This is a genomic window from Microbacterium sp. EST19A (assembly GCF_019969685.1).
In the GTDB taxonomy this organism is placed as follows: Bacteria; Actinomycetota; Actinomycetes; order Actinomycetales; family Microbacteriaceae; genus Microbacterium.
In genome coordinates this window covers 1,336,074-1,349,492 of record NZ_JAHXYZ010000001.1, presented here as the reverse complement: position 1 = coordinate 1,349,492, position 13,419 = coordinate 1,336,074, and the positions used below count along the sequence as shown (strand labels likewise).

Below are 13,419 nucleotides of genomic sequence, written 5' to 3'. Positions count from 1 at the left end.
TGTTCCATGGCGAGCGACGAGGAGCAGCGCAAGGAGCTCGGTGCCTTCCTGCGCGCCCGGCGCGAGCAGCTCGACCGCGGTGCGTACGGTCTCCCTCCCGCAGGCCGCGGTCGCACCGTCGGCCTTCGGCGCGAGGAGATCTCGTACCTCTCCGGCGTCAGCGTCACCTGGTACACCTGGCTCGAGCAAGGGCGAGACATCAACCCGTCGCGACAGGTGCTCGATGCCGTCGCGACGGCACTCCATCTCAGCGTGGCCGAGCACGACTATGCGCTGCGCCTGGCCGGATTCTCGCCCACCCGCCCCGGTTCGGGCGAGGCGGTCGAGACGGCTCCCGCGCACGTGCAGCGCTTCCTCGACGCGCTCGAGGAGCACCCGGCCTACGCGCTCGCACCCGACTGGGGCGTGGCTGGATGGAACAGCGCGTACGAGGCGCTCTACCCGAACGTCGCCACCACCCCGCCCGAGCAGCGCAACCTCCTGTGGCTGATCTTCACCGACCCGGCGGTGCGCGAGCTGCTCGACGATTGGGACGACACCAGCCGCCGCTTCCTCGCCGAGTTCCGTGCTGAGGCCGGGCCACGACTCGGCGACCCCCGCTACCGCGACCTGGTCGGGCGTCTCATGGAGGCGAGCCCGGAGTTCCGGGAGCGCTGGGAGAGCCACGACGTGCGCGGGTTCGAATCCCGGGAGCGCGTGTTCCAGCATCCGACGCTCGGGCGGCTCGTGTTCGAGCACCACCAGCTGCGCCCGTCGGATCAGACCGAGATCCAGCTCGTCGTGTACACCCCGTCGGATGCCGCGGCCCGTGCGAGGTTCTTCCGCCGCCGCGACTGACGACGCGTCATCCGTCAAGCCTCTGTGCAGGTGAGATATCGGCGGGCAGACTGCTGGGCATGACGGAGCACACACCGGACGGCCACCACATCGTCGTCGACGGCCGGCGCTGGCGCGCGACCGATCCGTCGATCCCCGAGGCCTTCCGGCAGGAGCTCGTGGACGAGCTGATGGCTGCGCGACGGGCGGTGAAGTCGGATGAGGACGACGCCCGGCGACGGGTGCATGACGCGAAGACCGCCCTCGGCGAGCGCGGAGAACCGTGGTGGGAGGAACCGACGGATGCCGCGTTCGAGGAGCGCGCGGCAGCCGCCATCCGAGCCCTCGTACGCAAACGCAGCGAGTCGTCGATCTGTCCGAGCGACGTGGCGCGAGCGATCGGCGGCGGCTCCTGGCGATCGCGCATGGACGATGTCCGACGTGTGGCCGCCGAGCTCGCCGGCCGCGACGAGATCGTCGTGACCCAGAAGGGCCAGACCGTGCGGATCGAAGAAGCGCGAGGACCGGTGCGGATCAGCCGCGGTCCATCACTCTGAAAAGAATGTGGAGCCTAGGAGATTCGAACTCCTGACATCCTGCTTGCAAAGCAGGCGCTCTACCAACTGAGCTAAGGCCCCGTGAGGGTGTTTCTTGAATTGAAAGTGTGGGGCTACCAGGACTTGAACCTGGGACCTCTTCATTATCAGTGAAGCGCTCTAACCACCTGAGCTATAGCCCCGTCAACCTCCAAGACTTTACCGGAGAAAGGCGGAAAATCCGAATCGAGCGCGAGGCCCTCGCCGGGGCCTCGCGCTCGAGTGGGGTCAGTTGCCGGGGCGGATGGTCACGCTTCCCGCCGACAGCGTCACGTCGATCGTGCGGCGGTCACCACCGGACTGGTCGACCTTCGCGTCGAGCGAGCCGGCGCTGATGTCCTGCGTGATGGCATAGGACTCGTCGGGCACCGTGAGATCGACCGATCCGGCGCTCACGTCGATCATCGTCTGGCTCGGCGCGGTGCCGGTCAGCTCGACATCGAGGTTGCCCGCCGAGACGCCGAGCACCGCGGTGCTCACGTTGTCGAGCAGCACGTCGGCGCGACCGGCGCTCATGTCGATGTCGAGGCTCTCGGCCGATCCCTCGACATCGAGTGCACCGGCGGCCACGTCAATGCTGAGTTCACCGAAGTCTCCGACGACGTCGAGGTTTCCGGCATCCAGGGTCAGGTCGCCGTCGATCTCGCCGCGGAGGCTCTCCGGAAGGGTGAGCACCGCGATCTCCTCGTCACCGAACCAGTTGCCGAACCACCAGCCCCAGCGGGACTCGGGGCTGCGCACGATCAGCTCGTCGCCGTCGCGCTCGAACGTCCAGGAGGGTCGCCCGTTCGTGAGCGAGAACTCCGCCTCTTCCACCTCGCCGAATTCGATGCGCATGCTGCTGCCGTCGACGTCGAGGTCGACGCCGTCGATCCCGTCCACCCCCACGGTCTGCACCGAGTCGGGAAGGCTCGAGCTCAGCAGGTCACCGGTGGCCGCGGCAGCGGCGGTGCCGCCGGTGCCGAGCAGCGCGATGCCGCCGACCACGGCGGTGACGACCATGATCGCGGTGGTGCCGGAGGAGCGCGTGGGTGCGGCGTCGGGGCGGGGCGCCTCGACGGGTTCCGTGACCCATTCGTCGGATGCCGGGGGCGTCGGTCCCTGCGGAGCCGATGCCTGCGGAGCCGATGCCTGCGGAGCCGAGGCGGGCGGGGGAGTGAGCGGGGTGTGCCCGCCCGTGGGTTCGTTCTGTTCGTTCGTCATCGTGCCACTCCTGTCGGGCCGGCCGGAGGCACGGGGCCACCGGTGTTCTCGATGTGGGCGAGGGCGGCGAGCACGCGACGGTTTCCCGATTCGCCCTGCTCGAAGCCCAGCTTCTGGAAGATGGAGGTGATGTGCTTCTCGACACTCGCCTCCGAGAGGAAGAGGAGCCCGGCGATCGCCTGGTTCGACTTGCCTTCGGCGATCAGCGCCAGCACGGTGCGCTCGCGCTCGGTGAGACGCAGCATCCGGTCATCGCGGTTCCGTCGGGTGAGCAGCTGCGCCACGACCTCGGGGTCGAGCACGGTCGCCCCCTCGGAGATGCGCTGCACCGAGGCGAGGAACTCGGCCACATCGGCGACCCGGTCCTTGAGCAGGTAGCCGAGCGGGCCGCCCTGCGCGGCGATCAGATCAGACGCGTACCGCTCCTCCACGTACTGCGAGAGCACGAGGATCGCGAGCGACGGATGCGTGGACCGCAGTCCCAGCGCCGCGCGGATCCCCTCGTCGGTGAAGGTCGGGGGGAGCCGCACGTCGAGGATGCAGAGCTCCGGATCGGTGGTCTCCACCGCTTCGCCGAGGCCGCTCGTGTCAGGAAGCGCCGCGACGACCTCGTGACCGGCGTCTTCGAGAAGACGGACGAGACCTTCGCGCAGCAGGACCGAGTCCTCGCAGATCAGGATGCGCATGGCACGTTCACCTCCAGCGAGGTCGGTCCGCCGACCGGGCTGTCGAGGCGGAAGGTTCCGCCGGCCGCGAGGATGCGGTTCGCGATGCCGTCGAGTCCGCCGCCGGGCTGCACCTGCGCGCCACCCATGCCGTTGTCCTCGACGCGGGCCCAGAGGGTGCCGCCGTCTCGCAGCCTCACGATCACGCGCGCCTCACTCGCTCGGGAGTGCTTCGCGGCGTTGGTGAGGGATTCGGCGATCGCGAAGTACACCGCGGCCTCGGCCTCTCGGCTGCACCGTCCGTCCATGCGCACGTCGAGGTGCACGGGGATGTGCGATCGTCCGGCGAGCGCGGAGAGCGCCGCATCCAGACCGCGGTCGTCGAGCACGGAGGCGTGTATGCCGCGGGCGAGCTGCCGGAGCTCGGTGATGGCTGCCTTCGTCGAGGTGTGCGCCTCCGCGATCAGCTCCTTCGCGGCATCCGGATCGTTGTCGATCTTCTGCTGGGCAAGCCCGAGGGTCATGCCGACCGAGACCAGCCGCGGCTGGACGCCGTCGTGCAGATCCCGCTCGATGCGGGTGCGCTCGACATCCGCCGCCCGCACCGCGCCTTCACGCTGTGCCGTCGTGGTGCGGACGCGCTCGGTGAGCTCCGCCTCGCGGCTGCGGATCACGATCGCCAGGGCGAGCGTGCGGTGCAGCAGTGCGAGACCGAAGATGCCGACGATGGATGCCGCGATGCCGAGGATGCCGACGAGCGGCGCCCATTCCACGGGGATGCCGCCACCGCCGAAGGGTCCCATGACCGACTCGGCCTCGGTGAGAGGTGCGAAGGCGATGAAGATCGACCAGATGAGGCTCCAGAAGAGCCGGAGGACGATGAAACCGAGGATCGCCGCAATCGCGAAGTTCGCGACAGCGCGCCACATGCGGCCGTCGATCGCCTGCCGGCCGAGCGAGCGCAGCCATCCGCCGAAACCGGGACGGTCCCGCTGGCGCAGTCGGAGCGGCGCGATCGGCGTGCGGTACAGCGCGCTGACCCGGGCGACCTCGAACCAGCCGACGCCGAAGAGCGCGTAGACCAGGCCGACGAGCAGGATGACACCGACGCCCGCGGCGAAGAGAAGGCCGAGCCCGGTGCCGAGGAGGCCGCCGAGCGTGGTGAAGATGATGCCGCCGAGGACACCGACTCCTGCCAGATGCAGGACGGTGAGGAAGATGCGCAGCGGCGGCTTCACGGCCGCAGCCTGCGGCGGGGGCGCAGTGTGTGTCGTCATGGTTCCAAGGTACGGACGGTTCGTCCCGCGGAACACCGAGTCACCCGGACTCCTGGCTTCGGGTTTTCCGTAGTTCCCGCAGACGCAGAAGGGGCGGATGCCGCAGCATCCGCCCCTTCGAAACGCGAAGTCAGTTCGACATGAAGCCGACGAGCAGGCCGCCGGTCACCTTCACGGCGAGGTTGTAGATACCGGCGATCACGGCACCGAGCACCGTGAAGACGATGAGGTTCAGGATCGCGACGACGGCAGCGAAGGCCATCACCTGCGGCAGGCCCACGAGCTCGGAGAGCGGGATCGCCCCGTCGGTGAAGCTGCGCACGAACTCATCGGCCGTCGCCATGATGCCCGTCGCCTGCAGCACCAGGAAGATCAGGAAGAACGACACCATCGTCACGACCGCGAGCGCGACCGCTCCGAGGAACGACAGCTTCACGGCCGACCAGAAGTCGACGTAGACCAGACGCAGGCGGACCTGCTTGCCGCCCGTCTTGCGTGTGGACTTCTTCGCCAGCTTGTCGGCTACTGTGCTCATTCGTCCGTGCTTTCCTCAGGTGTCGGTGTCGTCTCGGGGGCCGCGGTCTCGGAGTCCGCCTCCGCCTCGTCATCTGCGAGGCCTCGCTCGCCGTTGCGGGCGATGGCGAGGATCCGGTCGGCATCCGTCGTCCGTGCGAACACCACTCCCATGGTGTCTCGGCCCTTGGCGGGCACCTCGGCCACGGCAGAGCGTACCACCTTGCCGCTGGACAGAACCACCAAGACCTCGTCGTCCTCCGAGACGATCAGACCGCCCGCGAGGGTGCCCCGATCGTCGTTCAGTTTGGCGACCTTGATGCCCGTTCCGCCGCGTCCCTGCACGCGATACTCCTCGACGGCGGTGCGCTTGGCGTACCCGCCGTCGGTGACCACGAAGACGAACTTCCCGGGTGCGGCGAAGGATGCCGAGAGCAGGCTGTCGTCATCGAGCTTGAACTTCATGCCCCGCACACCCGCGGTCGCGCGACCCATCGGACGCAGCGCCTCATCGGTCGCCTCGAACCGCACCGACATGCCGCGGCGGCTGATCAGGAGGATGTCGTCCGACGCGTCGACGAGCAGCGCGCTGACCAGCTCGTCCTCATCGTTCAGGCGGATCGCGATGACGCCGCCCTGACGGTTGGTGTCGTAGGCCTCGAGACGGGTCTTCTTCACCAGCCCCTCGCGCGTCGCGAGAACCAGGTACTCGGCGACGTTGTAGTCGCGGATGTCGAGCACCTGAGCGATGCTCTCGTCGGGCTGCAGGGCGAGCAGGTTCGCGACGTGCGTGCCCTTCGCGTCGCGGCCGGCTTCCGGCACCTCGTAGGTCTTCGCGCGGTAGACGCGGCCCTTGTCGGTGAAGAAGAGCAGCCAGTGGTGCGTCGTCGTGACGAAGAAGTGCTCGACGATGTCGTCGGCCCGCAGCTGTGCACCCTTGATGCCCTTGCCGCCGCGGTGCTGCGAACGGTAGTTGTCGCTGCGCGTGCGCTTGATGTAGCCCTCGCGCGTGACGGTGACGACCATCTCCTCTTCGGCGATGAGGTCTTCCATCGACACGTCGCCGTCGAAGCCGTGCAGGATGTGCGTGCGGCGCTCGTCGCCGAAGCGGTCGACGATGCCCGTGAGCTCTTCGCGGATGATGGTGCGCTGCCGACCCTCGTCGGCGAGGATCGCCTTGTAGTCCGTGATCAGCGCCTCGAGCTCCTCGGCCTGCTCGATGATCTTCTGACGCTCGAGTGCGGCGAGACGACGGAGCTGCATCTGCAGGATCGCGTCGGCCTGGATGTCGTCGATGTCGAGGAGCTTCTGCAGTCCCTCGTTCGCCTCTTGTGTCGTCTGCGACCGGCGGATCAGCGCGATGACCTCGTCGAGCGCGTCGAGCGCCTTCAGGTAAGCGCGCAGGATGTGCATCCGCTTCTCGGCCTCGTTGAGGCGGTACTGCGTGCGGCGCACGATCACTTCGATCTGGTGGGCGATCCAGTGGGTGACGAAACCGTCGATCGCCAGCGTGCGCGGCACGCCGTCGACGATCGCGAGCATGTTCGCGCCGAAGTTCTCCTGCAGCTGCGTGTGCTTGTACAGGTTGTTGAGCACGACCTTCGCGACGGCGTCGCGCTTGAGCACGACGACGAGACGCTGACCGGTGCGGTCGGATGACTCGTCGCGGATGTCGGCGATGCCGGTGATCTTGCCGTCGCGGGCGAGATCACCGATCTTGACCGCGACGTTGTCGGGGTTGACCTGGTACGGCAGCTCGGTGATCACGAGGCAGGTGCGGCCCTGGATCTCTTCGACGTTGACGACCGCGCGCATCGTGATCGAGCCGCGACCCGTGCGGTACGCCTCGTGGATGCCCTTGGTGCCGAGGATCTGCGCGCCGGTCGGGAAGTCCGGGCCCGGGACGCGCTGGATCAGACCGTCGAGCAGCTCTTCGCGGCTGATCCCGGGGTTGTCGAGCGCCCAGAGCGCGGCATCCGACACCTCGCGCAGGTTGTGCGGCGGGATGTTGGTGGCCATGCCGACCGCGATGCCGACGGAGCCGTTGACGAGCAGGTTCGGGAACCGGGCCGGGAGAACCGTCGGCTCCTGGGTCTGACCGTCGTAGTTGTCCTGGAAGTCGACCGTGTCTTCCTCGATGTCGCGCACCATCTCGAGCGCGAGCGGAGCCATCTTGGTCTCGGTGTACCGGGGAGCCGCGGCACCCATGTTGCCGGGGGAGCCGAAGTTGCCCTGGCCGAGAGCCAGCGGATACCGCAGTGCCCACGGCTGCACCAGACGGACGAGGGCGTCGTAGATCGCCGTGTCACCGTGCGGGTGGTACTGACCCATGACCTCGCCGACCACGCGGGCGCACTTCGAGAACGACTTGTCGGGGCGGAACCCGCCGTCGTACATGCCGTAGATGACACGGCGGTGCACGGGCTTGAGACCGTCGCGGACATCGGGGAGGGCGCGGCCGACGATGACGGCCATGGCGTAGTCGAGATAGCTGCGCTGCATCTCGGACTGCAGGTCGACCTGGTCGATCTTGCCGTGATCGTGCTCGGGGACGGGGCGTTCTTCGTCAGTCATGTGTGTGTCTTCTCTTCAGGCTGCGGGCTTGTGGGTCGGACTCCGGGATGCCGCTTCGCTCGCAGAGCGGGTTCCCTCCCGCTTCGCGGGCCCCTCCCGATGCTCGCTCCGCGGCATCCCTGCGTCCTTGCGTCATGCGTACGGTGCAGCTCCGATTTCGCGTGTAGGTAAGTAAGTGGTCAGATGTCGAGGAAGCGGACGTCCTTGGCGTTGCGCTGGATGAAGCTGCGTCGCGACTCGACGTCTTCACCCATCAGCACGCTGAAGATCTCGTCGGCGGCCGCGGCATCCTCGATCGTCACCTGCCGGAGCGTTCGGGTGGTGTGATCCATCGTGGTCTCCCACAGCTCCTTGGCGTTCATCTCGCCGAGACCCTTGTACCGCTGGATGCCGGCATCCTTCGGGATGCGCTTGCCGTTGTCGAGGCCGTGCTTGAGCAGGGCGTCGCGCTCGGCGTCGCTGAACACGTATTCGTGCGCGGAGTTCGACCACTTGAGCCGGTACAGCGGCGGCATCGCCAGGTAGACGAAGCCCGCCTCGATGAGTCCGCGCATGTAGCGGAACAGCAGCGTGAGCAGCAGCGTCGTGATGTGCTGGCCGTCGACGTCGGCATCCGCCATCAGCACGATCTTGTGATAGCGCGCCTTCTCGATGTCGAAGTCCTCGCCGATGCCCGTGCCGAAGGCCTGGATCATCGCCTGGACCTCGCGGTTGCCGAGCGCCTTGTCGAGGCGCGCGCGCTCGACGTTGAGGATCTTGCCGCGCAGCGCCAGGATCGCCTGGGTGTGCGGATCGCGACCCTGCACCGCGGAACCGCCGGCCGAGTCACCCTCCACGAGGAAGATCTCGCTGATCGACGGGTCCTTGCTCGTGCAGTCCTTGAGCTTGTCGGGCATCGCCGCCGACTCGAACACGCTCTTGCGTCGAGCGGTCTCGCGGGCCTTGCGGGCGGCCAGACGAGCGGTCGCCGCGTCGAGCGCCTTGCGGATGATGTTCCGCGCCTGCGTCGGGTTGCGATCGAACCAGTCGCCGAGCTGATCGCCGACGACCTTCTGCACGAAGGCCTTGGCCTCGGTGTTGCCCAGCTTGGTCTTCGTCTGACCCTCGAACTGGGGCTCACCGAGCTTGATCGAGATGACCGCGGTCAGACCCTCGCGCACATCGTCACCGGAGAGGTTGTCGTCCTTCTCCTTGAGGATGTTGTTGGCGCGGGCGTACTTGTTGACCAGGGTGGTCAGCGCGGCGCGGAATCCCTCTTCGTGCGTACCGCCCTCGTGCGTGTTGATCGTGTTCGCGTAGGTGAAGACGTTCTCGGTGTAGGAGGTGGTCCACTGCATCGCGACCTCGAGCGAGATCTTGCGGACGGTGTCCTCGGACTCGAACGCGATGACCTCGTCGTTGACGACCTCGGCGTGACGCACCTTGTTGAGGTACTCGACGTAGTCGACGAGACCGCGCTCGTAGAGGAAGACGTCGCCGGGCTGCTTGGTGGTCGTGACGCCTTCTTCCTCCACCTCGTAGGCGGAGGACTCGCGCTCGTCGCGCAGCTCGATGCGCAGACCCTTGTTGAGGAAGGCCATCTGCTGGAAGCGCGTGCGCAGGGTGTCGTAGTCGAAGTCGGTCGTCTCGGTGAAGATCCCGGCGTCGGGCCAGAACGTGATGCTGGTTCCGGTGTCGTCGGTCGCCTCGCCCTTCTCGAGCTTCTGCTGCGGGATGCCGCCGTCGGCGAAGGAATGACGCCAGACGAAGCCCTTCTGCTTGACCTCGACGTCGAACTTCGTCGACAGCGCGTTCACGACGGAGGAGCCGACGCCGTGCAGGCCACCGGACACCGCGTAGGCGCCGCCGCCGAACTTGCCACCGGCGTGCAGGATCGTGAGCACGACCTCGACCGTCGACTTGTTGGGGTCGGAGGAGTGCGGATCGACCGGGATGCCACGACCGTTGTCGACGACGCGCACGCCGCCGTCGGCGAGCATGGTCACGAGGATCGTGTCGGCGTGGCCGGCCAGCGCCTCATCGACGGAGTTGTCGACGATCTCGTAGACCAGGTGGTGGAGTCCGCGCGGACCCGTGGATCCGATGTACATGCCGGGCCGCTTGCGGACGGCCTCGAGGCCTTCGAGGATCTGGATCGAGTCGGCACCGTACTCGCCGGGCTGCTTCACCTTCGGGGAGATGGACGTGCTCGTCTTCTCGGACGCGTCGGCGGGGTCGGAGGGTCCCCCGTTGGTCGATTCCGTCTCATCTGCGGGGGATTCAGGCGTCATCAGAGGGCATTCTCCACATCGATATCACGAACTCCCATTCTAGCGGGATTTCGTCACGATATGCGTCTCAGAGGCCGCGTGTGGCCCTCTGAGCGTTTCTACCCCCTCGCATGGTGCCCTACCCGTAGGTATCGCGCGGACCCCGTCCTGGAACGGCTCTGGGACCCCATTTCCAAGAGGGAACGTCCGGTCCGATGAAGCGGAGGTTCTCGACAGCGGCATCCGGATACCGACGCCCGATCTCCGTCAGGATGGTCGCCCGCATGAACTGGAGGTTCTTCGCCCAGGCCGTCGAATCGCACTTGACCGTGAGCAGACCGCGCTCGAGAGAGACCGGTTCGGAGTGCTTCGCGGTGTCGGCGCCGGCGAGATCGGCCCACTGCCGCACGAGGTCTTCGCGCGCCAGGGTGATCTGCCAGCCGGAGTCCTTGCTGAGTCGATCCAGCACCGCACCGAGCGCGCCGGGATCCCGACCGGGGGTGAACGGCGCGTTGTCATCGTCGACGATGCGGCGCTTGCGCTTCCAGGAACTGGAGCTCGGCTTGAGACCGCGCAGCCGGAGGTAGGTGGCGACGGTCTCGGGGACCTCGGCGGCCGCGGGTGCCGGGTTGACGTCAGTCATCTTCTTCCCCTCCGCTGATGTCCTGAGCCTGTCGAAGGGCCCGCTCGTCACTGATCGTGCCGGCGTCGATCCGCACCACATGTGCGTGCAGCACCTCGGGGATATCCTCCTCCACCGCCGCGGTGACCACCACCTGCTCGTAGCCCGAGGTCAGCGACGCCAGGCGCTGCCGGCGGTCGGCATCGAGCTCGGCGAAGACGTCGTCGAGGATGAGCACCGGATCGCCGGCGGGCGACTCGCTGCGCAGCAGCTCGGCCGAGGCGAGGCGGAGCGCCAGAGCGACCGACCAGGATTCCCCGTGCGAGGCATAGCCCTTCACCGGGAGATCGCGCACTCGCAGCACGAGGTCGTCGCGATGCGGACCGGTCAACGTCAGGCCCCGGTCGAGCTCGTTCGAGCGCTTCGCCGCGAGCGACGCCCGGAACAGATCGGCGATGATGCGCGTCTCACTGACCTTGTCGTAGGGGGCGCCGGCATCGGCATCCGTCGGCTCCGCACCGTCGTCCTCCGGATCGGCGCCGCTCACCGACAGAGCCCAGTCGAGCTGCGGACGGTGATCCTCGCCCGCGATCGCCGCGTACGCATCGGCCACCGGCTGCTGCAGATCGGCGGCCAGGCGCTGCCGGGCGGTGATGATCTCGGAACCCAGCGCGACGAGCTTGTCATCCCACACGTCGAGAGTGCTGAGACCCTCGCCCCGGATGCCGCGCGCCCGCGCCGACTTCAACAGGGCGTTCCGCTGCTTGAGCACACGGTCGTAGTCCGCGAGCACCGCCGCCATGCGCGGGGTGCGCTGGATGAGCAGCTGATCCGCGAAACGTCGACGGGACGACGGATCACCGCGCACGATCTGCAGATCCTCCGGGGCGAACAGCACCACATGCGCATATCGCGGGAGCTCGTTCGCCTTCGACGGCGACCCGTTGATGCGCGCCTTGTTCGACCCCTGCCGATTCAGCTGCACCTCGACGAGCACCTTGCGCTCACCATGCGAGAGGCGGGCCCGGATGATCGCGAACTCCTGGCCATCGCGCACCATGGGCGCATCCGACGACACCCGATGCGACCCGAGCGTCGCCAGGAAGACCACCGCCTCCGCGAGATTCGTCTTTCCCTGCCCGTTCCGGCCGACGAGGACGTTGGGGCCGCTGTGCAGAGCGAGTTCGGCGGTCGCGTAATTGCGGAAATCGACCAGACTCAGGTGCTCCACAATCACGGGATCAGCCTATCTTCGGGGTCGGACAGTCTTGTTGTCTTGGTGTTGTTGGATGTCCGTGGGTCGGCGGTCGGGTCGTTCCCTTCGTCCGCAGAGCGGGTTCCCTCCCGCTGCGCGGGCCCCTCCCGATGCTCACTCCCGGGAACGACCCGACCGCCTGAGGTTTCGCGCATCGCGAGGTTTCGCGCGGGGGATACGAGGGGTAAGGGGGAGTCAGCGGCTCGCTTCGCTCGCCGACTGCGTGCGATGGCCGCGGGGACCCGGTCGTTCAGCGAGTGAAGCGAGACGAAACGCTGAGCGAGACGAGACGTCGCTGCGACGGCGGCCTGATCTCGTCAGGGTGCCGGATAGGTCAGCGGAGGAGGAGGTTGGGCTGCAGCAGGTACTTGAACGAGTCGAGACCGGCCTGGTCCACCGAGGTCTGGCTCGTGATCAGCACGGGGCTCAGCTTGTTGGCGTTGTCGCTCGACGTGAAGGTGACTCGGACGAACTCGCTCTTGACCGCGCCCAGGGCCTCGATCAGGTACTGCGGGTTGAGACCCAGCGTGACCTCGTCACCACCGGAGAGGATCGCATCGACCGACTCCGACGCGCGAGCGTGCTCGCTGCCCGAGGCATCCATGGTGACGCTGTCGCTCGAGAACGTGAAACGCAGCGGGGCGGCGCGATCGAGCACGAGCGACACACGGCGGACGGCCTCGACGAGGTCGGCGGTGTTGACCACCGCGTAGTGGTCGGTCTGCTCGGGGAAGAGCCGGCGGACCGGCGGGAAGTTGCCCTTGATGAGCAGCGAGGTCACGGTCTTGTTGCCGGCGGTGAAGGCGATGATCTCGCGCTCGCCCTCTCCGGAGAAGGCGATCTGGATCGTGCCGGCGTGACCGAACGTCTTGCCGACCTCGACCAGGGTGCGCGCCGGGACGAGTGCCGTGGCCTCGACCTCTGCGCCGTCCCAGGGCACGTCGCGGATCGAGACCCGGTAGCGGTCGGTGGCGACGAGGCTGAGGTTCTGGCCGGAGACGGCGAGCTGCACACCGGTGAGCACAGGAGTGACGTCGTCGCGGGATGCCGCGAATCCGACCTGTGCGATCGCGGTGCCGAAGTCGTCGGCCGGGACGACGCCGGAGGATCCGGAGACCTCGGGGATCGACGGGTATTCCTCGACGGGCATGGCGGCGAGCGTGAAGCGAGCGGAGCCGCAGGTGACCGTGATCCCGCCGTCTTCCTCGACGGCGATCTCGATCGGAGCGTTCGGCAGGCGGCTGGCGATGTCGGACAACAGGCGGCCGTGGACCAGGATCGTGCCCGGTGTCTCGACGGTGGCCTCGATGGTCGTGCGAGCGGATGCCTCGTAGTCGAAAGCCGAGAGGGTCAGACCGGAACCGTCCGCCTCGATCAGGACTCCGGCGAGGATCGGCTGCGGGTTCCGCTGCGGGAGCAGCTTGACGACGAAGGACACAGCCTCGCTGAAGACATCGCGGTTGACCTGAAACCTCACGGGTTCTCCCTCGTCATCGATCTGTGACATGTCGTCGTCAGTCCTGCCAGTGCAGGGCTTCCCATGCTAGCCCCACAGTCCGGCGTATCCCTACGACCAGAGGTTTTGTCGTTCGACCCGGCTTCTCCCCATCGTCTGGTGATCGGATCGCCCTCTTGAAGTGTTAACTCCT

At 67.4% G+C, this 13,419-nt stretch carries 11 protein-coding genes and 2 tRNA genes; 2 read left to right on the top strand and 11 right to left on the bottom strand.

Annotated elements, in window-relative coordinates; translation table 11 throughout:
• Nucleotides 1-6 precede the first annotated feature (6 nt).
• Together LC452_RS06640 and LC452_RS06635 are read left to right on the top strand one after the other, a co-directional pair.
• Nucleotides 7-837, top strand: a complete 831-nt coding sequence (locus LC452_RS06640) for a helix-turn-helix transcriptional regulator (RefSeq protein ID WP_223623448.1) — start codon at nucleotides 7-9, stop codon at nucleotides 835-837.
• A 59-nt stretch (nucleotides 838-896) separates the two neighbouring features.
• Nucleotides 897-1,373 (top strand): DUF3253 domain-containing protein, encoded by a 477-nt coding sequence (locus LC452_RS06635; protein ID WP_223623446.1) that lies wholly within the window; start codon nucleotides 897-899, stop codon nucleotides 1,371-1,373.
• Between the two features lie 8 nt (nucleotides 1,374-1,381).
• Here LC452_RS06635 and LC452_RS06630 read toward each other — a convergent pair.
• The 11 genes from LC452_RS06630 to dnaN all read right to left on the bottom strand — a co-directional run bounded on the left by LC452_RS06630 (nucleotide 1,382) and on the right by dnaN (nucleotide 13,247).
• Nucleotides 1,382-1,454: transfer RNA gene (locus LC452_RS06630), tRNA-Ala, on the bottom strand.
• 27 nt (nucleotides 1,455-1,481) lie between these two features.
• Nucleotides 1,482-1,555 (bottom strand) — tRNA-Ile (locus LC452_RS06625).
• Between the two features lie 85 nt (nucleotides 1,556-1,640).
• A complete protein-coding gene (locus LC452_RS06620; protein WP_223623444.1) occupies nucleotides 1,641-2,615 on the bottom strand; it encodes a DUF4097 family beta strand repeat-containing protein in 975 nt (324 codons plus the stop codon).
• Nucleotides 2,612-3,301, bottom strand: coding sequence for a response regulator transcription factor (locus tag LC452_RS06615; RefSeq protein WP_223623442.1), 690 nt, complete (start codon nucleotides 3,299-3,301; stop codon nucleotides 2,612-2,614). Before LC452_RS06615 ends, LC452_RS06620 begins: the two co-directional genes overlap by 4 nt.
• Nucleotides 3,289-4,557 carry a sensor histidine kinase gene (locus tag LC452_RS06610; protein WP_223623440.1) on the bottom strand — a complete coding sequence of 423 codons (1,269 nt, stop codon included), beginning with the start codon at nucleotides 4,555-4,557 and terminating at the stop codon, nucleotides 3,289-3,291. The genes LC452_RS06615 and LC452_RS06610 overlap by 13 nt, the downstream gene beginning before the upstream one ends.
• A 130-nt stretch (nucleotides 4,558-4,687) precedes the next feature.
• Nucleotides 4,688-5,092: a DUF3566 domain-containing protein gene (locus LC452_RS06605; protein WP_223623438.1), complete on the bottom strand. Its 405-nt coding sequence runs from the start codon at nucleotides 5,090-5,092 to the stop codon at nucleotides 4,688-4,690.
• Nucleotides 5,089-7,644 (bottom strand): DNA gyrase subunit A, encoded by a 2,556-nt coding sequence (gyrA, locus tag LC452_RS06600; protein WP_223623436.1) that lies wholly within the window; start codon nucleotides 7,642-7,644, stop codon nucleotides 5,089-5,091. Before gyrA ends, LC452_RS06605 begins: the two co-directional genes overlap by 4 nt.
• 179 nt (nucleotides 7,645-7,823) lie before the next feature.
• The gene (gene gyrB, locus LC452_RS06595) at nucleotides 7,824-9,914 is read right to left on the bottom strand and encodes a DNA topoisomerase (ATP-hydrolyzing) subunit B (protein ID WP_223623434.1); all 2,091 of its coding nucleotides are present in this window, start codon (nucleotides 9,912-9,914) and stop codon (nucleotides 7,824-7,826) included.
• 118 nt (nucleotides 9,915-10,032) lie between these two features.
• Nucleotides 10,033-10,536: a DUF721 domain-containing protein gene (locus LC452_RS06590; RefSeq protein ID WP_223623432.1), complete on the bottom strand. Its 504-nt coding sequence runs from the start codon at nucleotides 10,534-10,536 to the stop codon at nucleotides 10,033-10,035.
• Nucleotides 10,529-11,752: a DNA replication/repair protein RecF gene (gene recF / locus LC452_RS06585; RefSeq protein ID WP_223623430.1), complete on the bottom strand. Its 1,224-nt coding sequence runs from the start codon at nucleotides 11,750-11,752 to the stop codon at nucleotides 10,529-10,531. The genes LC452_RS06590 and recF overlap by 8 nt, the downstream gene beginning before the upstream one ends.
• A gap of 352 nt (nucleotides 11,753-12,104) precedes the next feature.
• Nucleotides 12,105-13,247: a DNA polymerase III subunit beta gene (gene dnaN, locus LC452_RS06580; protein ID WP_223624704.1), complete on the bottom strand. Its 1,143-nt coding sequence runs from the start codon at nucleotides 13,245-13,247 to the stop codon at nucleotides 12,105-12,107.
• Between the last annotated feature and the right edge of the window lie 172 nt (nucleotides 13,248-13,419).

What these genes read in the sequence shown, in the direction of transcription:
- LC452_RS06640 (WP_223623448.1), top strand. Translation starts at nt 7, where the DNA reads ATGGCGAGCGACGAGGAGCAGCGCAAGGAGCTCGGTGCCTTCCTGCGC.
- LC452_RS06635 (WP_223623446.1), top strand. Translation starts at nt 897, where the DNA reads ATGACGGAGCACACACCGGACGGCCACCACATCGTCGTCGACGGCCGG.
- LC452_RS06620 (WP_223623444.1), bottom strand. Translation starts at nt 2,615, where the DNA reads ATGACGAACGAACAGAACGAACCCACGGGCGGGCACACCCCGCTCACT.
- LC452_RS06615 (WP_223623442.1), bottom strand. Translation starts at nt 3,301, where the DNA reads ATGCGCATCCTGATCTGCGAGGACTCGGTCCTGCTGCGCGAAGGTCTC.
- LC452_RS06610 (WP_223623440.1), bottom strand. Translation starts at nt 4,557, where the DNA reads ATGACGACACACACTGCGCCCCCGCCGCAGGCTGCGGCCGTGAAGCCG.
- LC452_RS06605 (WP_223623438.1), bottom strand. Translation starts at nt 5,092, where the DNA reads ATGAGCACAGTAGCCGACAAGCTGGCGAAGAAGTCCACACGCAAGACG.
- gyrA (WP_223623436.1), bottom strand. Translation starts at nt 7,644, where the DNA reads ATGACTGACGAAGAACGCCCCGTCCCCGAGCACGATCACGGCAAGATC.
- gyrB (WP_223623434.1), bottom strand. Translation starts at nt 9,914, where the DNA reads ATGACGCCTGAATCCCCCGCAGATGAGACGGAATCGACCAACGGGGGA.
- LC452_RS06590 (WP_223623432.1), bottom strand. Translation starts at nt 10,536, where the DNA reads ATGACTGACGTCAACCCGGCACCCGCGGCCGCCGAGGTCCCCGAGACC.